Genomic DNA, 23,423 nt, shown 5'->3' on the forward strand with positions numbered 1-23,423 from the left:
CCCGCCGCCGTCCCCCCGCCGCTGCCGCGCCCCGAGGCCGCGACCGCGGCCCTGCTGCGCCGCGACCGCGCCGAGGCCGCGCGCGCCCGTGCCAAGGCTGCCAGCGCGCCGCTCACGACCGCCAGCGCCACGATGGCGCAGTACCTCGAGAACATCGAGGACACGCTCCTCGCCCGCGGCCTTCTGCGCACCGACGACGGGGCCGGGATCAAGGTCGGCGCGGCCAAGCTGGCCGAGGACTTCGTCCAGATCGCGCTGCGCGATGAATACCAGATGAACGCCGCCGGGCGCCTCGTCCCCGGCGCCCACCCCGCGCCGCTGCGCCGCTGGGACCGCCCGGTGACCCTGACCGTCGAGTTCGGCGGCTCCGTCCCCGAGGCGACCCGCATCCGCGACCGCGCGACGATCGGCGACTACGCCGCCCGCCTCGCGCGCATCTCGGGGCACCCGGTCTCGATGGCCGGCGCGGGTGGCAACTTCGTCGTGCTGGTCCTCTCCGAGGACGAGCGCCGCGCCATCGCCCCGCGGGTGGCCGAGCTGATCCCCGGCATCCCCCGCGCCGACCTCGCCGCGATCGAGCGGCTCTCGCCGCAGAACTACTGTACCGTCTTCGCCTACTCGCCCGGCACCGGCGCCGCCTATTCCAACGCGGTCGCGGTGATCCGGGCCGAGCTGCCGCAGCGCCTGCGGACGAGCTGCGTGCACGAGGAGCTCGCGCAGGGCATGGGTCTGGCCAACGACAGCCCCGACGCCCGCCCCTCGATCTTCAACGACGACGAGGAGTTCGCCTTCCTCACCCGCCACGACGAGCTGCTGCTCAAAATGCTCTACGACCCCCGCCTGCGCCCCGGCATGACCGAGGCCGAGGCCCGGCCGATCGTCCAGACGATCGCCGCCGAGATGCTGCCCTGATGCCCGCGTCCTGACCCAGCGCCCTGACCCCCGCACCCGCCCCGGAACGGCGCCGCCCGCGGCGCGTTCCCCCACCGACCTGACCCACCCACGTCCCACAGGGCCGCCCCGCCCACGACACCCCGAACGGAGGAAACCATGGTCCTCGACTTCCTGACCGGCGAGTTCATCGACGTCATCGAATGGGTGGACGACACCCGCGACACGATGGTCTGGCGCTACGAGACCCGCGGCCGGGCGATCAAGTACGGCGCCAAGCTGACGGTGCGCGAGGGGCAGGCGGCGGTCTTCGTCCACGAGGGCCAGCTCGCCGACGTGTTCGGCCCCGGGCTCTACATGCTCGAGACGAACAACATGCCGATCCTGACCCGGCTCCAGCACTGGGACCACGGCTTCCGCTCGCCCTTTAAGTCCGAGATCTACTTCGTCAACACCACCCGCTTCAACGACCTGAAGTGGGGCACCCGCAACCCGGTCATCGCCCGCGACCCCGAGTTCGGGCCGGTGCGGCTGCGCGCCTTCGGCACCTACTCGATGCGCGTCACCGACCCCGCCGCCTTCATGCGCGAGATCGTCGGCACCGACGGCGAATTCACCGCCGACGAGATCGCCTTTCAGCTCCGCAACGTGATCGTGCAGGAGTTCTCGCGCCTCATCGCCTCGTCGGGCATCCCGGTGCTCGACATGGCGGCGAACACCCAGCAGCTCGGCCAGATGGTCGCCAAGGCCATCGGGCCGACCGTGGCGCAATACGGCCTGACGCTCCCTGAGTTCTACATCGAGAACATCAGCCTGCCCGACGAGGTCGAGCGGATGCTCGACAAGCGCACCTCGATCGGGATCGTGGGCGACCTCGACCGCTTCGGCCGCTACGCCCAGTCCGAGGCGATGCTGAACGCCTCGAACCGCGACGGCGGCATGGGGGCTGGTCTCGGCGCTGGGATGGGAGCAGCCCTCGGCATGGGGATGGCGGCGCAGCAGGGCGCGCGCGGCCCGTGGGGGCAGATCCCGCAGGGCGTGCCCGCCGCCCCCGCGCCGGCCCCGCAGCCCGGCATGATCGCGGGCCCCGCGCCCGCGTCCGACACCGTCTGGCACGTTGCGCTCGACGGGGCAGCGTCGGGGCCCTTTGGCAAGGCCGACCTCGGGCGGCTGATGAACGAGGGCCGCTTTACCCGCGACACGCTGGTCTGGACCCCGGGCCAGGACGGCTGGAAAGAGGCTGACGAGGTCCCCGCCCTCGCCCAGCTCTTCACCATGCTGCCCCCGCCCCTGCCGCAGCGCTGAACGCAGCACCCTGAGTGGCCGCCGCCCGGCCCCTCGCTCACCCCGCCCTCGCCTTTCGCGCGGACCGCCGATGCCCACGCCCCAGATCGAACACCGCTTCCCGTGCGAGAACTGCGGCGCGAGCCTCGCCTTCGCGCCGGGCCAGAACGCGCTGACCTGCCCCTATTGCGGCCACACCCAGGCGATCTCGCCCGGCGCCGGCCGCGCCCCGGCGCGCCAGTCGGCGGGCGGCCCGGACGGGCAGGACGTCCTGTTGCGCGAGCCCTCGACCGGCCGCGCGATCCAGTGGGACGCGAGCCACAAATCCCCCGAGCTGGCCGAGATCCCGCTCGCGCAGGGCCTGCGCCTCGACCAGTCGAGCGACCTCACGCAGACCGTCCGCACCGTGTCCTGCCCCAACTGCGGCGCCCGGATGGAGCAGTCGGGCGACACCCACGCCAGCCTCTGCCCCTTCTGCGCGACGCCGGTGGTCACCGACACCGGGGCCGCGCGGATGCTGAAGCCGCAGGGCGTGCTGCCCTTCGTGCTGACCGAGGCGCAGGCCCGCGCCGCGCTCGACGACTGGCTCAAAGGGCTGTGGTTCGCGCCCTCGGGGCTGGTGCGCTACGCCCGCCGCGGGCGGCGGATGCAGGGGGTCTACTCCCCGTTCTGGACCTTCGACGCCGACACCCGCAGCCGCTACCGCGGCCTGCGCGGCGACCACTATTTCGAGACGGTCTACGTCACCCGACAGGTCAACGGCCGCACCCAGCAGGTGCCCCAGCAGGTGATGCGCACCCGCTGGACGCGGGCCGCGGGCAGCGTCGCGCGCCGCTTCAACGACGTGCTGGTGCTCGCCTCAACCGCGCTGCCGCGCCGCTTCACCGACGCGCTGGCGCCGTGGGACCTGTCGCATCTGGCGAGCTACGACCCGCAGTATCTCGCGGGCTTCGGGGCCGAGGGCTACACCGTGGCCCTCGCCGACGGCCACGGCGTCGCCCGGGCCGAGATGGCCGGCGTGATCGCCACCGACGTGCGCCGCGACATCGGCGGCGACGTCCAGCAGATCGAGGCGGTCGAGACCGACTTCTCGGCCGAGAGCTTCAAGCACATCCTGCTGCCCGTCTGGCTCGCCGCCTACAAGTACAACGGCAACTCCTACCGCTTCGTGGTCAACGGCCAGTCGGGGCGCGTGCAGGGCGACCGGCCGTGGTCGGCGTGGAAGATCGCCTTCGCCGTCCTCGCCGCCGCGCTCGCCATCGCGGCGCTGCTGTGGCTGGGGCAGGAAAGCGGCTATATCCAGATCGGCGCGGCGCCGATCCCGCAGGGCTACGAGATGCCGCCGGGCTACGGCCTGCCGGGCGGGCTCTCCCCCGGCGGCGACTACGTGATCCGCGGCTATTGACGCGCCGTAAGCCGGGCGGTCAGGATCGGCTGCCCGACCCTCACCCCCGCCCACCCATCCGTCACAGGCCGCACCCATGATCCTCTGTACGGGCGAGGCGCTCATCGACCTGATCCCCGGCCCGGACGGCACGATCCGCCCTGTCCCCGGCGGGGCGGTCTGGAACACCGTGCTGGCGCTCGGCCGGCTCGGCGCGCCGGCGGCGTTCCTCTGGCCGATCTCGACCGACGCGTTCGGCGCCCGGCTGCTCGCCCCGCTGGCCGAGGCGGGCGTGGACACCGCGCGCTGCCCGCGCCCCGACCGCCCCACCACCCGCGCCGAGGTCCGGCTGCAGGACGGCGAGGCCACCTACAGCTTCCACGACGAGGGCAGCGCCGGGCGCCTGTTTGCCGAAACCGACCTGCCGCCGCTGCCGCCCACCCTCGCGGCGCTCTTCCTCGGCGGCATCAGCCTTGCCGCCGAGCCGTGCGGGGCGACGGTCGAGACGCTCGCCACCCGCGCCGCCCGTGCGAGGGCGCCGGTGATGATCGACCCCAACATCCGCCCCGCCTTCGTTACCGACGCGGCCGCCTATCGCGCCCGGCTCGACCGGCTGTTCGGGCTGGCGGCGATCATCAAGCTTTCGGCCGACGACGCCGGCTGGCTCTGGCCCGGCGCATCGCCGGACGAGGCCGCCCGCCGCCTCCTCGCCCGCGGCGTGAGGCTGGTGCTGATCACCGCCGGCGCGGCGGGCGCGGTGGCCCACACCCCCACCCTGCGCCGCACGGCCCCGTCCCGCCCCGTCACCGTCGCCGACAGCATCGGCGCGGGCGACAGCTTCAACGCCGGCCTCCTCGACGCGCTCGACCGCGCGGGGGCGCTGTCCCGGCTGGCCGATCTGGACGCAGCGACCCTCGACGCGGCACTGGCGCACGCAAGCCGGGTCGCGGCCGTCACCGTCTCGCGCCCCGGCGCCGATCCGCCCTGGCCGCACGAGCTGGCCTGAGGCCTGCTTCTACTTGGGAAAAATACCCGGCCGACGGTCGGCAACCACCGACCGCCGACCGGGTCTTGGGCTGGACAGAAACCTCAGCCGAGCTGCCCCGCGGCCCGGTCGAGCCGCGCCACCGCCTCGCTGATCTCGTCGTCGGTGATCGTCAGCGGCGGCAGCAACCGCAGCACGTTGTCGGCGGCCGGCACGGTCAGCAGATGCTCGGCATAGCCGGCCTTCACCACGTCCGCCGGCGCGACCTTGCACTTGAGGCCCAGCATCAGCCCCTCGCCGCGCACCGCCTCGAACACCTCGGGGTGGGCTGCGACCAGCCCCTCGAGCTTCTGGCGCATCAGCCCGCCCTTGCGCCGCACCTCGGCGAGGAAATCGTCGTCGGCGACGATCTCCATCACCTTCGCGCCGACCGCGCAGGCCAGCGGGTTGCCGCCGTAGGTCGAGCCGTGGGTGCCCGCGACCATCCCCTCGGCCGCCTGCTCGGTGGCTAGCACCGCGCCCAGCGGGAAGCCGCCGCCGATGCCCTTGGCGACCATCATGATGTCGGGGGTGATCCCCGCCCATTCATGGGCAAAGAGCTTGCCGGTCCGCCCCATCCCGCACTGCACTTCGTCCAGCACCATCAGTGCCCCGGTCTGGTCGCAGAGCGCCCGGATCTCGCGCAGGTCGGCCTCGGGCAGCGGGCGGATGCCGCCCTCGCCCTGCAGGGGCTCGAGCATCACCGCCGCCGTGGTGTCGCTGATCGCGGCCTTGAGCGCCGCGATGTCGCCCCACGGCAGCTGCCGGAACCCCGGCATCAGCGGGCCGAAGCCCTTGACCATCTTCTCGGACCCCGCCGCCGCGATGGCGCCGGTCGAGCGGCCGTGGAACGCCCCCTCGAAGGTCAGGATCTCGATCCGCTCGGGCTGGCCTTTGTGGAACCAGTAGTGCCGCGCCATCTTGATGGCGAGTTCAGCCGCCTCGGTCCCCGAGTTCGTCACGAACACCGTGTCGGCGAAGGTCTTGTCCACCAGCATCTCGGCCAGCCGCTGCTGCTCGGGGATCTGGTAGAGGTTCGAGACGTGCCAGATCCGCCCCGCCTGCGCGGTCAGCGCCGCGACCAGATCGGGGTTGGCGTGGCCCAGCGCATTGACCGCGATCCCGGCCCCGAGGTCGAGGTATCGCGTGCCGTCCGCGGTGATGGCCCAGGCCCCCTCGCCCCGCTCGAAGGCAAGGGGCGCGCGGTTGTAGGTCGGCAGGACGGCGTCGATCATGGGTCGGTCCTCTGGTTCGTGCGGGGTGGTGACGGCAACGGCCCCGGCCGGCAGGACCGGGGGGCAAGGCGGGACGCGGTCAGCGTCGCAGGGCAGTGCGGCTCGTCATGGGACGCAGCGTTAGCGCCGGGCGGGGCCGGGCGCAAGCGGCGTCGGGCGCAAGCGGGGTAGGCGCAAGCGGGGGCGGGCAGGCACCCCTCACGGCTTCATCCGGTAGCCGGTCCTGAGCCAGCGCCAGCCGAGCCCGATGACCAGCGCCGCCGCCAGCAGGCAGACCGCGAGGCCACGCTCGGGCGGCGCGTCGCTGACCCCGGCGAAGCCGTAGCGCGCCCCGTCGATCAGGTAGAAGATCGGGTTCCAGTGCGAGAGGGTGCGGAACGGCTCGGGCAGCGCCTCGACCGAGTAGAAGGTGCCCGACAGGAACGACAGCGGGGTGACGATGAAGTTGGTGATCGCCGCCATCTGGTCGAACTTCTGCGCCACGATCCCGGCGATCACGCCGAGGCCGCCCAGCATCAGCGCCCCCACGCTGACGAAGGCCAGCGCCCACAGCGGATGCGCCGGCGCCTGGCCCAGGACCAGCGCCATGCCGATCCCGATCACGACCGCCACGATCAGCGCCCGGGCGAGGCTGCCGAGCAGATAGCCGGTCAGGATCTCGCCCGCCGACAGGGGCGGCATCAGCGTGTCCACGATGTTGCCCTGCATCTTGGCCGAGATGATCGACGAGGACGAGTTGGCGAAGGCGTTCTGGATCACCGTCATCATCAGGATGCCGGGGCCCACGAAGGCGAGATAGGGCAGCCCCATCACCGTCCGCCCCTCGCCCAGCGCGAGCGCGAAGACGGTGACGAACAGCCCCGCCGTCATCAGCGGCGCAAAGATCGTCTGCTGCCAGACGGCGAGGAAGCGCATGACCTCGCGCGTGGCCAGCGTCCGCAGGCCAAGCCAGTTGATACGCCCGAAGCGGCGGATCGGCGCGTCGCGGTAGTCGGTCGCGGGACCGGGCAGGGCAGAGGCGGAACGGTCGGTCACGGCGTGTCGTCCTTGAACTCGCGGGGTGCAGACGATATGTCCGGGCATCCCGCCTTAGACCCAGAGGGCGCGCGCGGCGCAACCCCGCCTCGTGCCCCGCACCGCCCGATCCGCCCCCGATCCGCAAGGAGCCGCCGATGTCCTGGACCGACGACCGCGTCGAGACGCTGAAACGCATGTGGGCCGAGGGCCAGTCGGCGAGCCAGATCGCCAAGGAACTGGGCGGCGTGACCCGCAACGCGGTGATCGGCAAGGTCCACCGCCTCGGGCTGTCGAACCGCACCGAAAGCGACGAGGCGACCGCCTCCCCTGCCCCCACCCCGGCCGCGCTCCCCGCCGCCGCCGACGCGACCGATACCCCGCGCCCGGCCCGCCCCGAGGCCGAGGGCGACGCGCCCGACACCGCCCCCGCGACTGGCCCGGCCACAACCCCCACGCCCGCCGCCCCCTCGGCCCCCCGCGCAGCCGCGGGCAGCCCGCGGCCCGCGGCGAACCTGACCGCCGAGCCGGGCGAGGCCGCGGCGAGCCCGGCACCCACGGCCCGTGACGCCGCCCCGCTGCCCGAGGACGACGCCGACACAGCGCCCGAGCCCGCCCCGCAGCCGGTCTTCACCCCGCGCCGCCCGATCGTGCCGGCCGGCCAGCCGCTGCCGCCGCAGCCCTCGGCCAACGAGATCTCGCCCGAGGCGCTCGCCTCGGTCCGCGAGGTCGAGAAGCGCGCCCGCAAGCTCAGCCTGATGGAGCTGACCGAGCGGACCTGCAAATGGCCCATCGGCGACCCGGCCACCGACAAGTTCTGGTTCTGCGGCCTGCCCGCCCAGCCCGGCAAACCCTATTGCGAGGCCCATGTCGGCGTCGCCTTCCAGCCGATGAGCGCCCGCCGCGACCGCCGGCGCTGAACCGGCGCGCTGGCCGACCACACGCATGGGCAGGCGCGTGCCGCCTCCCCGGTGGCGCGGACGCTCAGGCGCGTGCCGGCCCCCGGGGCGCATCTCTCTATCCCTCTCGCAGGTGCTTGCCTTACCCCTCTCGCCGCTGCTCTCCGCCGAGCCGCAGCGCCTCTGTTCCCTGTCGATGGGGGGCTGTCTGCCCCCCATGAACGCAAGCGTTCATTCCCCCCGAGGATATTTCCGTCCAGCCCGAGACCCCGCGCCTTAGGGGTGGGAGCCCCCGATCCGGCCGCGTCGGGCGGGACAGGGGGCGCCTCGGTCTGGAGCGGTCATCGGCGTCCCCGCCTGTACCGCACACCACATCTGCCACGGAATCCTTGAGAAACGGTAAAGCCCCTCGGGCTGGACACAAATATCCTCGGGGGGTGAATGGCGCGCGCCTCGCGCGCGCCAGAGGAGGCGTGAGCGCCCCCTTGTCTCAGGCCGCAGCCGTGGCAGGACTCAGGCCGGGCAGCGCTGAGCCGACAGGGTCGTGCCGTCGAGCCGCACGTCTATGCGGCGCGGTGTGATCCGCAGGTCGATGATCGACCGGCCGCACTCCGTGCCCTCAGACATGCAGGCCCATGTCGCGCGATACCAGCCATCCGCCAGCGGCTTGCGCTCGGACACGCGCTCGTAATGGGTCTCGGTCAGGCTGAGAGTGCCGGGGCCGACCGAGACGATCCCCTCGCCGCCGGGACCGAACCGGCAGTTATTCCGCGCCCCGTCCATATGATAGACGTCGTCGGCAAGCGCGGGGCTGGCACAGAGCAGGAAGGCGGCAATAGCAGGTTTGATCATCTTCTGTCCTCGCGGGGCTGTCATGCAAGCGCCAGCATAGCAGGTCGGCAGCATTTTCTCTCATCCGAAATCACGTGCCTTCGATCCATTCCGGCGGACTGGCCTTGCCGCGTCCCGCCCGCTACACAGCGGCCAAGCAAAGGACGCGCGCCATGACCCGCCATCTCATCACCTCGGCCATCCCCTACATCAACGGCATCAAGCACCTGGGCAACCTCGTCGGCAGCCAGCTGCCCGCCGACCTCTATGCCCGCTACCTGCGGGCCCGCGGGCACGAGGTGATGTTCATCTGCGCCACCGACGAGCATGGCACGCCCGCCGAGCTCGCCGCCAAGAAGGCCGGCCAGCCGGTCGCCGTCTACTGCGCCGAGATGCACAAGACCCAGGCCGACATCGCGGCCCGCTTCGGCCTTTCGTTCGACCACTTCGGCCGCTCGTCCTCCGAGCGCAACCACCTGCTCACCCAGCATTTCGCCGGGAAGCTCGCCGAGGCCGGGCTGATCCGCGAGGTCTCCGAGCGGCAGGTCTATTCCAACGCCGACCGCCGCTTCCTGCCCGACCGCTACATTGAGGGCACCTGCCCCAACTGCGGCTATGACAAGGCCCGCGGCGACCAGTGCGAGAACTGCACCAAGCAGCTCGACCCCACCGACCTCATCAACCCGCGCAGCGCGATCTCGGGCTCGACCGACCTCGAGATCCGCGAGACCAAGCACCTCTACCTGCGCCAGTCGGCGATGCGCGGGCAGCTGTCGGACTGGATCGACAGCAAGACCGACTGGCCGATCCTCACAACCTCGATCGCCCGCAAGTGGCTCAACGACGGAGAGGGGCTGCAGGACCGCGGCATCACCCGCGACCTCGACTGGGGCATCCCGGTGAAGAAGGGCGACGCCGCCTGGCCGGGGATGGAGGGCAAGGTCTTCTACGTCTGGTTCGACGCGCCGATCGAATACATCGCCGCCACCGCCGAGTGGGCCGACCGGCAGGGCCAGTCCGACGCCGCGTGGCGGCGCTGGTGGCGCACCGACGAGGGCGCGGGCGACGTGACCTACACGCAGTTCATGGGCAAGGACAACGTGCCCTTCCACACGCTCTCGTTCCCGGCCACGATCATGGGCTCGGGCGAGCCGTGGAAGCTCGTCGACTACATCAAGTCGTTCAACTACCTGACCTATGACGGCGGGCAGTTCTCGACGTCGCAGGGCCGCGGCGTGTTCATGGACCACGCGCTCGAGATCCTGCCGGCCGACTACTGGCGCTGGTGGCTGTTGAGCCACGCGCCCGAATCCTCGGACAGCGAGTTCACCTGGGAGAATTTCCAGGCCAGCGTGAACAAGGACCTGGCCGACGTGCTGGGTAACTTCGTCAGCCGGATCACCAAGTTCACCCGCGCCAAGTTCGGCGAGACGGTCCCCGAGGGCGCCGTCTGGGGCCCGCGCGAGGCCGAGCTCATCACCGCGCTGACCGAGCGGCTCGGCGCCTACGAGGGGTTCATGGACGCCCGCGAGGTCCGCAAGTCGGCGGCCGAGCTGCGCGCGATGTGGGTGCTCGGCAACGAATACCTGCAGGCCGCGGCGCCCTGGTCCATGATCAAGACCGACCCCGAGGCCGCCGCCGCGCAGGCGCGCATGGGGCTGGCGCTGATCCGGCTGTATGCGGCGATCTCGGCGCCGTTCATCCCCTTCGCCGCCGCGGCGATGGAGGCGGTGCTGCCCGGCATCCCTGCCCACTGGCCCGAGGGCGACCTGGGCGACTACCTCGCCGCGGTGCAGCCGGGACAGGCTTTCGCGGTGCCCGAGGTGCTGTTCGCCAAGATCGCCGACGCCGACCGCGAGGGGTGGCAGGCGCGGTTCGCGGGCCTGCGCGCGTAGGCGCGCACATCGGGCCCGCGCGTCGGCGCGCGGCCGCGAAGGATCGCCTCAGGCGCCGAGCAGCGCCCGGATCTCGGCTACCTTCGTCGCCACCAGCGCCGCATCGCCGCGGCTTTCGACGTTGAGGCGCAACACCGGCTCGGTGTTCGACCGCCGCAGGTTGAAGCGCCAGTCGGCAAAGGCGAGGCTGATGCCGTCCGTCTCGTCCCGCGCCTCGGCCGCGCCGGCGTGCGCCGCGAGCACCCGGGCGATGGCGGCGTCGGGGTCGTCCAGGCGGAAGTTGATCTCGCCCGAAGACGGGAAGGCCGCCATCCGCGCGCCCACCAGTTGCGACAGCGGCAGCCCCGTGCGCCCCATCTGCGCCACCACGAGCAGCCACGGGATCATCCCGCTGTCGGCAAAGGCGAAGTCGCGGAAATAGTGATGCGCGGACATCTCGCCGCCATAGACGGCGCCCGCCTGCCGCATGGTCTGCTTGACGAAGGCGTGGCCGGTGCGGGACTGCACCGCCTCTCCCCCCGCGCCTGCGATCACGTCGCGGGTGTTCCAGACCACCCGCGGGTCATGGACGATCCGCGCGCCGGGCTCGCGGGCCAGGAACGCCGCGGCGAGCAGCCCCACGACATATTCGCCGGGGATGAAGCGGCCGGTCTCGTCGAAGAGGAAGCAGCGGTCGAAATCCCCGTCCCAGGCCACGCCGAGGTCGGCGCCGTGGTCCCGCACCGCCTCGGCCGTCACCGGCTGGTTCTCGGGCAAGAGCGGGTTGGGAATGCCGTGCGGGAAGCTCGGATCGGGGTCGTGGTGCATCCGCACGAACTCGAGCGTCGCGCCGCGGCGCGCCAGCTCCGCCGCAATGGCGTCGAAGGCGGGGCCGGCCGCACCGTTGCCGGCGTTCACCAGCACCCGCAGCGGCGGCAGCGCGGCGGCATCGACGAAATCGCAGACCCGGCGCGCGTAATCCGCCCGCACCGCCGACGCATCGACCACCCGGCCCGGCGCGGCCTCCGGGAACGCCCCGCCCTCGGCCAGCGCCTTGAGCGCGGCCAGATCGGTCGCGGGGTCGAGCGGTGCGGCGCCCGCCTTGACCAGCTTCATCCCGTTGTAATCGATGGGGTTGTGCGAGGCGGTGACCTCGATCCCGCCGTCCGCGCCGAGGAAGTCGGTGGCGAAATACATCTCCTCCGTCCCGGCCATGCCGAGGTCGAGCACCTCGATCCCGCCCGCGACCAGCCCCTCGGTCAGCGCCGCGGCCAGCGCGGGCGAGCTGTCGCGGCCGTCGCGCCCGACCACCACCCGGCGGGTGCCCGGCCGCGCGGCAAAGGCCCGCCCGACGCGATGCGCCACGTCCGCGTCCAGCGTCTCGCCCAGCCGACCGCGCAGGTCGTAGGCCCCGAAACAGTCGATCCTGCGCGCGTCCATGCCGCCCCCTTGGCCCCCGTGCTTTGGTCCGGCTTGCCATGCCACCCGCTTGCAGCGCAACCTGCCCCCGCCGTAACGAAAGGTTCCCGATGTCCCGTGCCGCCACGCTTGACCTGATCGCCGCCTATTATGACGCCTTCAACCGCGGCGACGCGGAGGGGATGCTGGCGCTGCTGGCCGAGGACGTCGAACACCACGTCAACGAGGGCGAGGTCCGCCGCGGCCGCGACGCCTTTGCCGCGTTCAGCCGCCACATGGCCGACAGCTAAGCCGAGCGGCTGGCCGACCTGACCCTCATGGCCAGCGATGACGGCACCCGCGCGGCGGCCGAGTTCACCGTGCACGGCGAGTATCTGCGCACCGACGCGGGCCTGCCCGAGGCGCGGGGCCAGCGCTACGTCCTGCCCGTGGGGGCGTTCTTCGCGGTCCGCGACGGGCGGATCACGCGGGTGACGACCTACTACAACCTCGCCGACTGGACGCGGCAGGTGAGCGCGGGGTGAGCGGCACCCCTCCCCCGACCGAGACCCTGACCGGCGCGGCCGCCACGGCGGTCCTCGACGACGTGGCGCGGCTCAGGATCGCGGTGTTCCGCGACTGGCCCTATCTCTACGACGGCGACGCGGCCTATGAGCGCGAGTATCTGCGCGCCTACACCAACCCCGGCGCGGTGATCGTCACCGCCCGCGACGGAGCCGGTGGACCGATCATCGGCGCCGCCACCGGCGCGCCGATGGACCAGCACGCCGCGGATTTCGCCGCCGCCTTCGCCGGCCGGCCCGAGCCGCTGTCCGAGATCTTCTACTGCGCCGAATCGGTGCTGCTGCCCGGCTTCCGCGGCCGCGGCCTCGGCCACGCCTTCTTCGACGCGCGCGAGGCGCACGCCCGCGGCCTCGGCTTCCGCTGGTCGGCGTTCTGTTCGGTGATCCGCCCCGCCGACCACCCGGCGCGGCCCGCGGGCTACCAACCCCTCGACGCCTTCTGGCGCAAGCGCGGCTATGCGCCGCTGCCGGGCGTCATCGCCCGCTTCCGCTGGCGCGACGTGGGCGCGGCCGAAGACACCGAGAAACCCCTGCAGTTCTGGATGCGGCTGCTTTAGATCAACCGCCCCCGTCAGCGCGGCGTAAGCCGGCGCCGGTTTTCTCGGTCCCTCGCGCCCCGGTCGGCAACCCTTGCCCCCGCGGCCGGGTTGACCCTGCGCCTGTCGCTGCCGTCACGCCCTGACACCCCCGCGCCCCGGCGCCCCGCCGCCGAGAGGAACCGCCCCATGAACGTCCCGCTGAATACGCCCCTGCCGGTCCCGCAAGGCCTCGCCCCGCCCGCCGGGGCCACCGTCCGGCTGGTGGGCCTCGCCACCGCGTTGCCGCCCCATATCCTGCGCCAGGACGAGGTGACCGCCCGCGCCCACGCGCTGCTTGCCCCGCGCTATCCGCAGTTCGACCGCATCGCGGCGGCGTTCCAGAACGCCGGGATCGACCAGCGTGGCTCGGTCGTGCCGCTCGACTGGTTCGGCGGCGATCACGGCTGGCAGGCGCGCACCGAACCCTATCTCGCCGGCGCCACGGCGCTGTTCCGGGACGCCGCCGGCCAGGCGCTCGCCGCCGCGGGCGTGAGTGCGGACCAGATCGACGTGATCGTCACCGTCTCCTCGACCGGGGTAGCGACGCCGACGCTCGAGGCGCGGGTCGCGGGCGAGATGGGATTCCGCGCCGACGTGCTGCGGGTGCCGGTCTTCGGCCTCGGCTGCGCGGGGGGCGTCAGCGGGCTGGCCATCGCGCGTGAGCTGGCGGCCGCCCGCCCCGGCGCGCGGGTGCTGATGGTCGCGGTCGAGACCTGCACGCTGCTGTTCCGCATGGACCGGATGGACAAGGCCGACATCATCGCGACCGCGCTCTTCGGTGACGGGGCGGCGGCGGTGGTGCTGGCCTCGGACGCGCCCGGCGCTGCGGGCAGCGGGCCGGTGCTGGGCCGGGGGGCGCAGCATCTGTGGCCCGACACGCTCGACATCATGGGCTGGTCGGTGGACGACCGGGGGCTGGGGGTGATCTTCGACCGCTCGATCCCCGCCTTCGTCACCGCCGAGATCGCCGCCGCCATGGCCGCCCTCGCCCCTGCGCTTGGCGACACGCCGGTGGCGCGGATGGTCTGCCACCCCGGCGGCGCCAAGGTGGTGACGGCGCTCGAGGATGCGCTGGCGCTGCCGTCCGGCACGCTCGACGCCGAGCGCGCCGTGCTGCGCGAAGCGGGCAACATGTCCGCGCCGACGGTGCTGTTCGTGCTGGAACGGGTGCTGGCGCAGGGCGCGCGCGGGCGGCTGATGCTCGCGGCGCTGGGGCCGGGGTTCACCCTCTCGGCGATCCCGCTTGATGTCTGAGGGCGCGATGACCGACGCCTGGCCCTCGGCGCTGTTCATCGCCTTTCTGGTGGTCCAGCGGCTGGCCGAGCTGGCGATCGCCCGGCGCAACACCGCCCGGCTGCTGGCGCAGGGCGCGGTGGAACATGGCGCCGCGCATTACCCGCTGATCGTGGCGCTGCACGCAAGCTGGCTGGCCGCCATCGCGCTGTGGGGCTGGGGCGAGGCGGTGCGGCCGGTCTGGCTCGCGCTCTTCGCGGCGCTGCAACTCGCCCGGCTCTGGGTGCTGGCGAGCCTCGGGCCGCGCTGGACCACGCGGATCATCGTGCTGCCGCAGCCGCTGGTCGCGCGCGGGCCGTTCCGCTGGCTCAGACACCCCAACTATACCGTGGTGGTGGCCGAGATCGCCGTCGCGCCGATGGTGCTGGGGCTGGTCTGGGTGGCGGTGGTGTTCTCGATCCTGAACGCGCTGGTGCTGTGGGTGCGGATCCGGGCCGAGAACGCGGCCCTCGCCAGCCTGCGCCCGCTGGCCTAGGCTGGCCCCGTCGCCGCCACCAAAGGACGCCCCCATGCGCGAGATCCGCATCGCCGCCGCCGCCTATCCCATCGACTGGCAGGCCGACTTCGACGCCTACGCCGCCAAGATCACCGCCTGGGTCGAGGGCGCCGCCGACTGCGACCTGCTCGTCTTCCCCGAATACGGCGCTATGGAGCTGGCCGGCCTCGGCGGCCCCGCGGTGGCCGGCGACCTGCAGGCCAGCCTGCGCGAGGTCGCCCGCCACGAGCCCGCCCGCGACGCGCTGCACGCCCGCCTCGCGGCGGCGCACGGGGTCCATATCCTCTCCGCCTCGGGCCCGGCGTTCGCGGGGGACACGGTGCTGAACCGCGCCGTGCTGTTCGGCCCCGCGGGGCGGATCGGGCATCAGGACAAGCAGGTGATGACCCGCTTCGAGCGCGAGGAATGGCACGTCGCGGGCGCCCCCGGCCTGCGGGTGTTCGACACGCCCGTGGGGCGGCTCGGGGTCGCCATCTGCTACGATTCCGAGTTCCCGCTGATCGCCCGCCGGCTGGCCGAGGCGGGGGTGGAGATCCTGCTGGTGCCGAGCTGCACCGACACGGTGGCGGGGTTCAACCGGGTGCGGATCGGCGCCATGGCGCGGGCGCTGGAAAGCCAGTGCATCGTCGTCCACGCGCCGACCGTCGGCGCGGTCGACTGGAACCCGGCGCTGGACGAGAACCGCGGCCGGGCGGCGATCTATGCGCCGCCGGACGGGCTCTGGCCCGAGACCGGGATCCTGGCCGAGGGCGGCATGGACGCGCCCGGCTGGGTCAAGGCGACGGTCGATCTGGACCGCGTGGCCGAAAGCCGCCGGGACGGGCGGGTGCTGCCGTTCCGGCACTGGCCGGAAAGCGCCGTCGATCTGCTGGGCTGAGCGCGCCTAGTCGCGCAGCCGCGGCACCGTGTCATCCTCGGCCCCCGCGCTCGCCCGGGGCCGCAGCGCGGCAAAATCGAACAGCGCCGGGTCGGGCAGTTGCGAGGGCCGGATGTTGGTCAGCGCCCGGAACATCACCTGCCGGCGGCCGGGGCTGCGCGCCTCCCACTTGTCCAGAAGCTTCTTGACCTGCATCCGCTGCAACCCCTCCTGGCTGCCGCAGAGGTCGCAGGGGATCACCGGATAGTTCATCGCGCGGGCGAAGCGGTCGCAATCGGCCTCGGCCACGAAGGCGAGCGGGCGCAGCACGTTCAGGTCGCCCTCTTCGTTCAAGAGCTTCGGCGGCATCGCCGCCAGCCGCCCGCCGTGGAACAGGTTCATGAACAGCGTCTCGAGGATGTCGTCGCGGTGATGGCCGAGCACCACCGCGCTGCACCCCTCCTCGCGCGCGATGCGGTAGAGATTGCCGCGCCGCAGCCGTGAACACAGGCTGCAATAGGTGCGCCCCTCGGGCACCTTGGCCTTCACCACCGAATAGGTGTCCTGATACTCGATCCGGTGCGGCACCCCGCGCTCGGTCAGGAACTGCGGCAGAACGGTGGCCGGGAACCCCGGCTGGCCCTGGTCGAGGTTGCAGGCCAGCAGCTCGACCGGCAGCAGCCCCCGCCATTGCAGCTCGTGCAGCACGGCGAGCAGGGTGTAGCTGTCCTTGCCGCCCGACAGGCAGACCAGCCAGCGGTCGCCGGGCGTGACCATGTGATAGGTCTCGAGCGCGGCGCGCACCTCGCGCACCAGCCGCTTGCGCAGCTTGCGGAACTCGGTCGAGCTGGGGGCGCCGCGGAAGAGCGGGTGGATCTCGGTGTCGTCGGCGGCGTCGGTTCGGGGGTCGGCGGGGTCGTCGGTCAGGTCGTCGAGCATGAGGCGGTCCGGTCGGCGCCCGCACGGGGCTGGGTCATCAGGGGCTGGGTCATCAGGAGGAAACGCGGCGCGGGGTCAGAGGCCCCAGGCGTCGAACACGAACGTCAGCAGCGCGACCAGCGCCAGCCCGGCCAGCAGGACCAGCAGCAGCCCCGGCAGGACGCGGCGCGGCCCGCTCATCGTCCGGCCCTCTCGTGGCGGGCGGGCGGCACCGGGTCATAGCCCGACCCGCCCCACGGGTGGCAGCGCCCGATCCGGCGCAGCATCAGCGCGGTGCCGCGCAGCGCCCCGTGCCGTTCGAGCGCCTCGAGCGCGTAGACCGAGCAGGTCGGCTGGAACCGGCAGCCATGACCGATCCACGGGCTGAGCAGCAGGCGGTAGGCCCGCACCGGCAGCGCGACGATCCGTGCGGCGGGGGTCATGGCGCGCGGCGGGTGCCCCGTGCAGCGCCCCGCATCAGGGCCGGGCCCGGCGCTCATCGCCCGCCCCGGCGGCGCGGCGCGGCGCCCGGATCGCTCGCGGGCGAGGGCTCGGGGGCCGCATGAACGCGGCGCAGCGCCCCTTCGAGGTCGGCGCGGAGCAGCGCGAAGTCGCGGGAGACGGTCGCCTCGGGCCGGCCGACGAGGACATAGTCCCAGCCGGGCCGTGCCGCGTCGGGCAGAATCTCGCGCGCGAGCGCCCGCAGCCGGCGTTTGGCGCGGTTGCGGGCCACGGCGTTGCCGAGCTTCTTCGAGCAGGTGTAGCCCACCCGGACCATCGTCGCGGGGGTCGCGTCGCCCTCGGGGCGCTGGCGGGCTTGCAGCAGAAAGCCCGCCGTGCCCTGACGGCGGGCCGATGCGGCACGCAAAAAGTCGGCGCGCCGCGCAAGGGTGACGAGGGGCCGCCGCCCGGCCCCGGCGCCGCCCGCAGGGGCGGCGGACGGGTCAGGCGAGGCCCCGGCCAAGATCAGGCCGACAGGACCTTGCGGCCCTTGGCCCGGCGCGCGGCCAGAACCTTGCGGCCGCCCTTGGTGGCCATGCGGGCGCGGAACCCGTGCCGGCGCGCGCGAACCAGGTTCGACGGCTGGAAGGTGCGTTTCATCGTCGTGCTCCAACAGACATGGCGCGAGAGGCGCGGGGAAACCCCGCGCGAAACGCGCCGGTAATGCGAAGCCCGTCAGATAGGGGGGTGCGCCCGACGAGTCAACACGCAAACCGCGCGGGCCGCCCGCGAAAACGCGGGAAAAACCCTGCGCCGCGTAGGCTGGCGCGCCCTCGTTGCCCCGCGCGCGCCGATGCGGCAAGGTCGCTGTCAGGGAACCGTGCCAGTTCACGTTTGTTTGATTCCCCGTCCCTGTCCGACCAGGCCGCATTGCCTGAGCCGAGCGGGGCGAGATACGGAACGCCATGACCCTCAACAGCATTTCCGGCCGGTTTGCACTGCTGACGATCGTCTTCGTCCTGCTGGCGGAAGTCCTCATCCTCGTGCCCAGCGTCACCGGGTTCCGCCGCGACTACCTCGCCACCCGGCTCGAGCGGGCGCAGATCGCGAGCCTCGCGCTGCTGGCCACCGACGAATCGATCGCCGCCGATCTGGAGAGCGAGCTGCTCGAGAATGCAGGCGTCTTCAACGTGGTGCTGCGGCGCGACGACGTGCGCCAGCTGGTGCTGTCCTCGAAGCTGCCGCGGCCGATCTCGGCCACCTATGACCTGCGCGAGACCGGCTGGCCGCGGGCGGTGCGCGACACGCTGCACGACCTGGTCAACGCCCGGCCCGAGATCATCCGGGTGATCGGCCAGCCGGTGCGCCAGGCCGGGCAGCTGATCGAGATCACCATGGACACCGCGCCGATGCGGACCGCGATGATCGACTTCACCCTGCGGCTGCTGGCGGTGTCGGCGGCGTTCTCGGTCCTGACCGCGCTGCTTCTGAACCTCGCCACCCAGCGGCTGATCGTGGGACCGATCCGGCGGGTGATCGGGCACATGACGGCCTATGCCGCCTCGCCCGACGACAGCCGCACGATCATCACCCCCGCCGCGCGCATGGGCGAGGTCCGCGCGGCCGAGACGGCGCTGGCCGCCATGCAGCGCACCGTCACCGCCTCCCTCAAGCAGCGCGAGCGGCTGGCGCAGCTCGGGCAGGCGGTGGCCAAGATCAGCCACGACCTGCGGAACGTACTCTCGACCAGCCAGATCCTCGCCGACCGGCTCGAGAACAGCGCCGACCCGGCGGTGCGACGGGCGGCGCCGAAGCTCGTCGGCTCGATCAGCCGGGCGGTGAACCTGTGCGAGACGACGCTCGCCTTCGGCAAGGCCGAAGAGCCGCAGCCGACGCTGACGATCTTCAACCTCGCGCCGCTGGTGGCCGACGTGGTCGAGGCCGAGACGCTGGCCGCCGAGGCCGCGGGCGACGGGGGCGAGGTGGAGTTCCTGACCGACGTGCCGGCCGGGCTGCGCATCCGGGCCGACCGCGACCAGCTGTACCGGGTGCTCTCGAACCTCGCCCGCAACGCGCGGCAGGCGATCGCCGCGACGCGCCAGCCGGGCACGATCGAGCTGTCGGGGGCCGAAGACGAGACGCACTGGTGCATCCGGGTGGGCGACACCGGGCCGGGGCTGCCGAAGAAGGCGCTCGACCATCTGTTCCAGCCCTTCACCGGCGGCATCCGCAAGGGCGGCACCGGCCTCGGCCTCGCCATCGCCGCCGACCTCGTGCGCGGGCACGGCGGCAGCCTCGAGCTGGTGCGCAGTGATGCCGAGGGGACCGAGTTCCTGCTGCGTCTGCCGCGCGAGGTCGCCGCGGCGTAAGCGGCGGGTCCCCCGGCGCCGGTTGCGGGCGCGCGCGAGGAATATCGCAGGCCGGGTCGTTTTCCCCCTTGCAACCCCCCGCGCCCCGGCCTAGGTAGCCGCCCTACGACGGACCCGTAGCTCAGCTGGATAGAGCACCAGACTACGAATCTGGGGGTCGGGCGTTCGAATCGCTCCGGGTCCGCCATTTGAAACAAGGGCTTAGGCATCGCTGCCTTGGCCCTTTTTTCTTGCGGGCTACCACCGGGCTACCACCAAGTGACATTTCGCATGGCGACCGGCCGCCGCCGGGAGGGCCTTTACCGTCTTACACGTTGCGTTCGTGAAGCGGGAGAGTGATTCTGTCGGCGGGGTCTCGGTGCAGGGCGCGGGGCGCGACGGCCGGGCGGCAGTGACGGGCGCGGGCGGGCCGGGCACGCGTCTGCGCCGATCTTTTCGAGATCGCGCGATGTTGCGGCGGCGCCGTCGGTCAGATTGCAAGGGCGGCACGGCGCGGCAGGATCGGTGCGGCGGATCGGCCCGCCGGTTGGCGGCGGCGGGCGCGGGCAGGCCGGGAAACCGGCCACGCCGATCCGCCGGGTCGGTTTCAGGTCACAGCGAACGCGCGCGGCGTTCCGCTTCCCTGCCGGCGCCGTCTTGGGGCGTCACCGACCTAAGCCAGGGGCGCGGGCTGGCAGGGTCAGGCGGGTTTTGGATCGCAACCGTGGCGCGGCGTTGCCGCCCCGACGCGTCGCAGCACCTGCTGCACTTGCCGCACGCAGGATCATCGACGGCCGGCGGGGACGGCACGACGCAACAGCGCAAGGCAGCGCAAAGGCCGCGGATCGGTGGCGAGACGAAAGGGCGAACCACGGGCGGGGTCCCGGCGGCGGGTCGGCTGTGCCGCGGCCCTGCCGCAGGCCGGGAACGTAATGCACGGGCAGACAGGCCCGCCAGCCTTCCCGCACGCGGCCGGGGCCAGGCGACAAGCTGGAAACGGGACGGAGACGGGCGGGCTTATCAGGGCGCAGCGTCCTGCCCAGGCAGCCGCAGCCCGGCACCATGCCATAGGGGCGGGCAGAACGGGCACGGTTTCGGCGAAGTTGCCCTCGACCAACAGGCCCGTCCGGCCGCGACGGATCGCCCCGGAAAAGTACAAAGCGCCGGCGCTCTATCATCGGACCATGCCGCGGCGGTGAAGGGCGGCAGGGGCGCGACGTCAAAGCGCGCGCCGTGATCGTCACCCCCGGCCATCCAGTTCCTCCTCCACCATTTCGGAAACGGCCAGGTGCGCGGAACGCAGCGCGTCGTCGCAGGCCGTTTGCGCCTTTTCCATTTGCCGGCCGTCCAGGCGCAATTCGCGGGCCATCAGGTCGGGCAGCGCCTCCATGGCATCGCGCACCGCGCCGAACGCGGCCTCGAACCACCCGCGGGCGTCGTCGCGCCATACCAGCGCCTTGCGTTCGCGCGCAGCCGCCATGTGCTGCAATCCAAGTTCGATCAGCTTGCGCTGATCGGCCAGGGATAGCTTGCTATCAGCGGCGCCGGCGGATGCGCCGCCCAGCAGCGCCATTTGCAGTTGGGCGGCGGCATTGTCGCCGGCGACCCCCTGGGCGTCGTCGTCGGCCCGTTTGGCCGCCACCCAGGCATGGGCAACGGACAGGCGGAATTAATACGACCGGCCATTGGTGCCCGCCTCCTCGAAGGGCAAGCCTTGGCGCAGCCAGGCCGACAGGGTGGTTTGCGAAACGCCAAGGGCGGTTTCAAGCTGCGCCTTGTTAACCAGCGCATCGGGAACCCCGGGGGGCAGCGGGTGACGCGCGGCCAGGGCGGCCTCGTCGGCGCCAAGCGGGCGCAGAATTGGCCTTGCCACGGTCATTCAGCCCTCCAGCGCCCGCCAAGGTCGGCCCCGCAGCGGGGGCAACAAGAACAACCACAACCTAAACCGCAAGCGCAGGCTGCGGACCAAAACCTTCACGCATCGGGGCGCGAATTACCCCCGATGCGAAAGGTCCAGGAAGAACCTAGACCTGCCGGCGCGGCCCCCCTGGACCGCGCAGGAGGATCGGCCGGGGTGACTTGCCGGGGTCAGCCTGTCTAGCAGCAGGTGCCCGCGCCGGTAGACACAGTTTCCGACCTTGGGCAAGCTATAGCCTGGGACAAGCGATGTTGCCCCAAAATATCCTTGGTATGCCAACGGGGGTGAAAAACGGTGCAACACCGCGCAAGGCGGTAATCGGCAGGCGCGGATTGGCCAATCGACAGAAGGCAGTTGTGCTCCTGCGAAGGTCGGACAGGAGGCACAGGGAGGTCAGGGAAGCACTTTCCAATGCAATTATATTTTCCAAGCCATGAATAGCTTTCATGTGTTATGCTACCTCCCTAGCTTCCCCATACATCCCTGTAATAGATAGTATATAATAAAAACACTTAGATAGATTAAGTGACAGGAAGGCAAAACAGGGAAGGACAGGGAAGCGCGGGGATGCAACAGGCCGGATTTTTTCCGATTTCCATGCCGACCCCGCATATCTCGTCACTGCCGCCCACCGCCGGACGGCATTTCGGACCACCCGATTTCCCTTGCAGCGATGCTGTTGCAGGCACACCTGCGGCGGCGGCCCTATCCATATGCCCCGGCTTGCCGGGGCCAGAAAGCGCCTTCACCCCGGCTCGCCGGGGTGGCCGCATCATCATCGCATCGGGAAACGGACCAAGCGGGACGGATGGGGACAACCCTTCCGTGTCAGGACGGGGCGCGGGGCCAGGGCGGATGCGAAGGCTGGGACTGCGGCCGATGCCAGTTGAAGGACAGATGCCAGGGCGGATCGGTGCAGCGGCGAACAGGGGCGCCGGACGGGCTGATGGCAGGCTCATCAAGATACGCACCGGCTGCCATTGCGGTGCAGGACGGCGGGACAACACGGGGGCCGGCAGATGCGGGGCTGCCTCTTGCCACGGCAGCAGGATCGCACGCGCACGAACGAACCGTCACAGGACTCGACGCGAACCCATAAACCCCGCACCCGGTTTCATCGGCCGGACAACCGGCCCCGCTGTCCCCGCGTCAGGCGACCCTTAGGGCATTGCGCCAGCCTGACAATATCGCCTGCGATACCGCAGATTGCAGCACGGGCTGCGGGTTTGGAGTTGCAGGGCCAGGACGCAAGGCGGTGAACGGCAGGCGCGAATGCCGTTCAATTTTAGGCGCACGCTTTGGGACGGCGCCGGCTGCGGCAGGATCGTCCGACAGCCTGGCAGGCACGAAGATGGCGCGGCCCATCGGCAGTGACGGCCGCGGGCAGGCGGCATGTCAGCTTGGGCACCCAGTAGGGCACCGCGCCGGTCAAAGACCGCGGCGCCTGACGGGCGGCGACAGTGGCGCCAGATGCGGCGCCGTCGCGGCCGCGCGAAATGGCGGGCACAAGAGCGCAGCCCGCGAGTCGTGATCGCAGGTTCGCCCCGCGGCCCGGCGCGGGCCGCCGCCTGACGCTGGCCGGGGCTGCATTCGGGCAGGGGCGATCGTCGGAGTTGTCGTTGCACACATGGCCCGCCCCCCCATTTTGGCCGAGCAGCACCGGCGCGGCGGCCGCCAGGGCTGTAAGGACTAGATCGAGGCAGGACCGGCAGTGAAAGGCGTAAGGTGCTCCGGGCGGTTTCCCACCCCGGTGGCCCTGCAAAGCCGCGCGCTGGGCCTTGTGCAAGGCGCAGATTGTCCGAAGGTCCAGGGACGATCCGATGGCCGCGCGAACGGCAGGCGAGGCGCGCTCGCGCATCCCCAAGCCGACCAACGACCCGACGCTGCCCTGCGGCGGCGCAGCAAGTTCTTCCTGGTGGCCAGCCCCATCGTGTCGTCGCAGTCGGCCCAAAGCTGACGGTCGGGACCGGCCACTCGCTGCGCAGCAGCACGTCTTAGAGAAAATCAGGGGGAACGACATCGACTTTCTAGGTCTGAGCTTCAGACCAATAGAGATGGTCCCCGAAAATCGGACACTGACGGATGCTGTGACCCCCGATAACTCTTCCATCTGATGCTAGAGTCCGGCCCAATGAGAGGACCGGACATGAAGAGATC

21 protein-coding genes, 1 tRNA gene and 1 pseudogene are annotated in these 23,423 nt (G+C 71.8%); 13 read left to right on the forward strand and 10 right to left on the reverse strand.

Annotation, left to right across the window (positions count from 1 at the left end):
* From ACFHYO_RS08885 to ACFHYO_RS08900, 4 genes are all read left to right on the forward strand, one after another.
* Positions 1 to 912 (forward strand): DUF2927 domain-containing protein (locus ACFHYO_RS08885; RefSeq protein ID WP_394319812.1); only part of this gene is annotated, 912 nt, incomplete at its 5' end.
* A 138-nt stretch (positions 913 to 1,050) separates the two neighbouring features.
* Positions 1,051 to 2,196 (forward strand): SPFH domain-containing protein, encoded by a 1,146-nt coding sequence (locus tag ACFHYO_RS08890; protein ID WP_394319814.1) that lies wholly within the window; start codon positions 1,051 to 1,053, stop codon positions 2,194 to 2,196.
* 70 nt (positions 2,197 to 2,266) lie between these two features.
* Complete coding sequence (locus ACFHYO_RS08895; protein ID WP_394319816.1) at positions 2,267 to 3,580, forward strand: TFIIB-type zinc ribbon-containing protein; 1,314 nt, start codon at positions 2,267 to 2,269, stop codon at positions 3,578 to 3,580.
* Between the two features lie 76 nt (positions 3,581 to 3,656).
* A complete protein-coding gene (locus tag ACFHYO_RS08900; protein ID WP_394319818.1) occupies positions 3,657 to 4,565 on the forward strand; it encodes a carbohydrate kinase family protein in 909 nt (302 codons plus the stop codon).
* An 83-nt stretch (positions 4,566 to 4,648) separates the two neighbouring features.
* Here the strand turns inward: ACFHYO_RS08900 and ACFHYO_RS08905 are convergent, their stop codons facing one another.
* Both ACFHYO_RS08905 and ACFHYO_RS08910 read right to left on the reverse strand, forming a co-directional pair.
* Positions 4,649 to 5,818: an aspartate aminotransferase family protein gene (locus tag ACFHYO_RS08905; protein ID WP_394319820.1), complete on the reverse strand. Its 1,170-nt coding sequence runs from the start codon at positions 5,816 to 5,818 to the stop codon at positions 4,649 to 4,651.
* Positions 5,819 to 6,016: 198 nt separating this feature from the next.
* Positions 6,017 to 6,829, reverse strand: a complete 813-nt coding sequence (locus ACFHYO_RS08910; protein WP_394319844.1) for an ABC transporter permease — start codon at positions 6,827 to 6,829, stop codon at positions 6,017 to 6,019.
* 161 nt (positions 6,830 to 6,990) lie between these two features.
* On the opposite strand from ACFHYO_RS08910, the gene ACFHYO_RS08915 reads away from it, so the two are divergent.
* Positions 6,991 to 7,752 (forward strand): GcrA family cell cycle regulator, encoded by a 762-nt coding sequence (locus ACFHYO_RS08915; protein ID WP_394319822.1) that lies wholly within the window; start codon positions 6,991 to 6,993, stop codon positions 7,750 to 7,752.
* Positions 7,753 to 8,244: 492 nt separating this feature from the next.
* Here the strand turns inward: ACFHYO_RS08915 and ACFHYO_RS08920 are convergent, their stop codons facing one another.
* Positions 8,245 to 8,583 (reverse strand): hypothetical protein, encoded by a 339-nt coding sequence (locus ACFHYO_RS08920; protein ID WP_394319824.1) that lies wholly within the window; start codon positions 8,581 to 8,583, stop codon positions 8,245 to 8,247.
* 152 nt (positions 8,584 to 8,735) lie between these two features.
* Here ACFHYO_RS08920 and metG point away from each other — a divergent pair, with 152 nt between their 5' ends.
* A complete protein-coding gene (metG, locus tag ACFHYO_RS08925; protein ID WP_394319826.1) occupies positions 8,736 to 10,457 on the forward strand; it encodes a methionine--tRNA ligase in 1,722 nt (573 codons plus the stop codon).
* 48 nt (positions 10,458 to 10,505) lie between these two features.
* Here the strand turns inward: metG and ACFHYO_RS08930 are convergent, their stop codons facing one another.
* The gene (locus tag ACFHYO_RS08930; RefSeq protein WP_394319828.1) at positions 10,506 to 11,876 is read right to left on the reverse strand and encodes a phosphohexomutase domain-containing protein; all 1,371 of its coding nucleotides are present in this window, start codon (positions 11,874 to 11,876) and stop codon (positions 10,506 to 10,508) included.
* An 89-nt stretch (positions 11,877 to 11,965) separates the two neighbouring features.
* Here ACFHYO_RS08930 and ACFHYO_RS08935 point away from each other — a divergent pair.
* The 5 genes and pseudogenes from ACFHYO_RS08935 (at position 11,966) to ACFHYO_RS08955 (ending at position 15,662) form a co-directional block, all read left to right on the forward strand.
* Positions 11,966 to 12,379 (forward strand): annotated as a pseudogene (locus tag ACFHYO_RS08935) (ketosteroid isomerase-related protein).
* On the forward strand, positions 12,376 to 12,975 hold the full coding sequence (locus ACFHYO_RS08940; protein WP_394319830.1) for a GNAT family N-acetyltransferase: 600 nt from the start codon (positions 12,376 to 12,378) through the stop codon (positions 12,973 to 12,975). Before ACFHYO_RS08935 ends, ACFHYO_RS08940 begins: the two are co-directional and overlap by 4 nt.
* Before the next feature lie 168 nt (positions 12,976 to 13,143).
* On the forward strand, positions 13,144 to 14,250 hold the full coding sequence (locus ACFHYO_RS08945; protein WP_394319832.1) for a type III polyketide synthase: 1,107 nt from the start codon (positions 13,144 to 13,146) through the stop codon (positions 14,248 to 14,250).
* Positions 14,251 to 14,257: 7 nt separating this feature from the next.
* Positions 14,258 to 14,764: an isoprenylcysteine carboxyl methyltransferase family protein gene (locus ACFHYO_RS08950; RefSeq protein ID WP_394319834.1), complete on the forward strand. Its 507-nt coding sequence runs from the start codon at positions 14,258 to 14,260 to the stop codon at positions 14,762 to 14,764.
* 43 nt (positions 14,765 to 14,807) lie between these two features.
* Positions 14,808 to 15,662: a carbon-nitrogen hydrolase family protein gene (locus ACFHYO_RS08955; RefSeq protein WP_394319846.1), complete on the forward strand. Its 855-nt coding sequence runs from the start codon at positions 14,808 to 14,810 to the stop codon at positions 15,660 to 15,662.
* Positions 15,663 to 15,668: 6 nt separating this feature from the next.
* On the opposite strand, the gene ttcA is transcribed toward ACFHYO_RS08955, so the two are convergent.
* The 4 genes from ttcA to rpmH all read right to left on the reverse strand — a co-directional run bounded on the left by ttcA (position 15,669) and on the right by rpmH (position 17,660).
* Positions 15,669 to 16,580: a tRNA 2-thiocytidine(32) synthetase TtcA gene (gene ttcA / locus ACFHYO_RS08960; RefSeq protein WP_394319836.1), complete on the reverse strand. Its 912-nt coding sequence runs from the start codon at positions 16,578 to 16,580 to the stop codon at positions 15,669 to 15,671.
* A gap of 176 nt (positions 16,581 to 16,756) precedes the next feature.
* The gene (gene yidD, locus ACFHYO_RS08965; protein WP_394319838.1) at positions 16,757 to 17,002 is read right to left on the reverse strand and encodes a membrane protein insertion efficiency factor YidD; all 246 of its coding nucleotides are present in this window, start codon (positions 17,000 to 17,002) and stop codon (positions 16,757 to 16,759) included.
* A gap of 53 nt (positions 17,003 to 17,055) precedes the next feature.
* Complete coding sequence (gene rnpA, locus ACFHYO_RS08970; RefSeq protein WP_394319848.1) at positions 17,056 to 17,529, reverse strand: ribonuclease P protein component; 474 nt, start codon at positions 17,527 to 17,529, stop codon at positions 17,056 to 17,058.
* The gene (gene rpmH, locus ACFHYO_RS08975; protein WP_036703770.1) at positions 17,526 to 17,660 is read right to left on the reverse strand and encodes a 50S ribosomal protein L34; all 135 of its coding nucleotides are present in this window, start codon (positions 17,658 to 17,660) and stop codon (positions 17,526 to 17,528) included. The genes rnpA and rpmH overlap by 4 nt, the downstream gene beginning before the upstream one ends.
* Positions 17,661 to 17,965: 305 nt before the next feature.
* Here rpmH and ACFHYO_RS08980 point away from each other — a divergent pair, with 305 nt between their 5' ends.
* On the forward strand, positions 17,966 to 19,369 hold the full coding sequence (locus ACFHYO_RS08980) for a sensor histidine kinase (protein WP_043133094.1): 1,404 nt from the start codon (positions 17,966 to 17,968) through the stop codon (positions 19,367 to 19,369).
* A 110-nt stretch (positions 19,370 to 19,479) separates the two neighbouring features.
* Positions 19,480 to 19,556 (forward strand) — tRNA-Arg (locus tag ACFHYO_RS08985).
* 1,032 nt (positions 19,557 to 20,588) lie between these two features.
* Here ACFHYO_RS08985 and ACFHYO_RS08990 read toward each other — a convergent pair.
* Together ACFHYO_RS08990 and ACFHYO_RS08995 are read right to left on the reverse strand one after the other, a co-directional pair.
* Positions 20,589 to 20,990, reverse strand: a complete 402-nt coding sequence (locus ACFHYO_RS08990; protein ID WP_394319840.1) for a DUF1441 family protein — start codon at positions 20,988 to 20,990, stop codon at positions 20,589 to 20,591.
* 27 nt (positions 20,991 to 21,017) lie between these two features.
* Positions 21,018 to 21,227 carry a hypothetical protein gene (locus ACFHYO_RS08995; RefSeq protein WP_394319842.1) on the reverse strand — a complete coding sequence of 70 codons (210 nt, stop codon included), beginning with the start codon at positions 21,225 to 21,227 and terminating at the stop codon, positions 21,018 to 21,020.
* Positions 21,228 to 23,423: the final 2,196 nt, after the last annotated feature.

This window comes from Paracoccus panacisoli (assembly GCF_042435015.1).
GTDB classification, from domain to species: domain Bacteria; phylum Pseudomonadota; class Alphaproteobacteria; order Rhodobacterales; family Rhodobacteraceae; genus Paracoccus; species Paracoccus panacisoli.

What these genes read in the sequence shown, in the direction of transcription:
- ACFHYO_RS08890 (WP_394319814.1), top strand. Translation starts at nt 1,051, where the DNA reads ATGGTCCTCGACTTCCTGACCGGCGAGTTCATCGACGTCATCGAATGG.
- ACFHYO_RS08895 (WP_394319816.1), top strand. Translation starts at nt 2,267, where the DNA reads ATGCCCACGCCCCAGATCGAACACCGCTTCCCGTGCGAGAACTGCGGC.
- ACFHYO_RS08900 (WP_394319818.1), top strand. Translation starts at nt 3,657, where the DNA reads ATGATCCTCTGTACGGGCGAGGCGCTCATCGACCTGATCCCCGGCCCG.
- ACFHYO_RS08905 (WP_394319820.1), bottom strand. Translation starts at nt 5,818, where the DNA reads ATGATCGACGCCGTCCTGCCGACCTACAACCGCGCGCCCCTTGCCTTC.
- ACFHYO_RS08915 (WP_394319822.1), top strand. Translation starts at nt 6,991, where the DNA reads ATGTCCTGGACCGACGACCGCGTCGAGACGCTGAAACGCATGTGGGCC.
- ACFHYO_RS08920 (WP_394319824.1), bottom strand. Translation starts at nt 8,583, where the DNA reads ATGATCAAACCTGCTATTGCCGCCTTCCTGCTCTGTGCCAGCCCCGCG.
- metG (WP_394319826.1), top strand. Translation starts at nt 8,736, where the DNA reads ATGACCCGCCATCTCATCACCTCGGCCATCCCCTACATCAACGGCATC.
- ACFHYO_RS08930 (WP_394319828.1), bottom strand. Translation starts at nt 11,876, where the DNA reads ATGGACGCGCGCAGGATCGACTGTTTCGGGGCCTACGACCTGCGCGGT.
- ACFHYO_RS08945 (WP_394319832.1), top strand. Translation starts at nt 13,144, where the DNA reads ATGAACGTCCCGCTGAATACGCCCCTGCCGGTCCCGCAAGGCCTCGCC.
- ACFHYO_RS08950 (WP_394319834.1), top strand. Translation starts at nt 14,258, where the DNA reads ATGACCGACGCCTGGCCCTCGGCGCTGTTCATCGCCTTTCTGGTGGTC.
- ttcA (WP_394319836.1), bottom strand. Translation starts at nt 16,580, where the DNA reads ATGCTCGACGACCTGACCGACGACCCCGCCGACCCCCGAACCGACGCC.
- yidD (WP_394319838.1), bottom strand. Translation starts at nt 17,002, where the DNA reads ATGACCCCCGCCGCACGGATCGTCGCGCTGCCGGTGCGGGCCTACCGC.
- rpmH (WP_036703770.1), bottom strand. Translation starts at nt 17,660, where the DNA reads ATGAAACGCACCTTCCAGCCGTCGAACCTGGTTCGCGCGCGCCGGCAC.
- ACFHYO_RS08980 (WP_043133094.1), top strand. Translation starts at nt 17,966, where the DNA reads ATGACCCTCAACAGCATTTCCGGCCGGTTTGCACTGCTGACGATCGTC.
- ACFHYO_RS08995 (WP_394319842.1), bottom strand. Translation starts at nt 21,227, where the DNA reads ATGACCGTGGCAAGGCCAATTCTGCGCCCGCTTGGCGCCGACGAGGCC.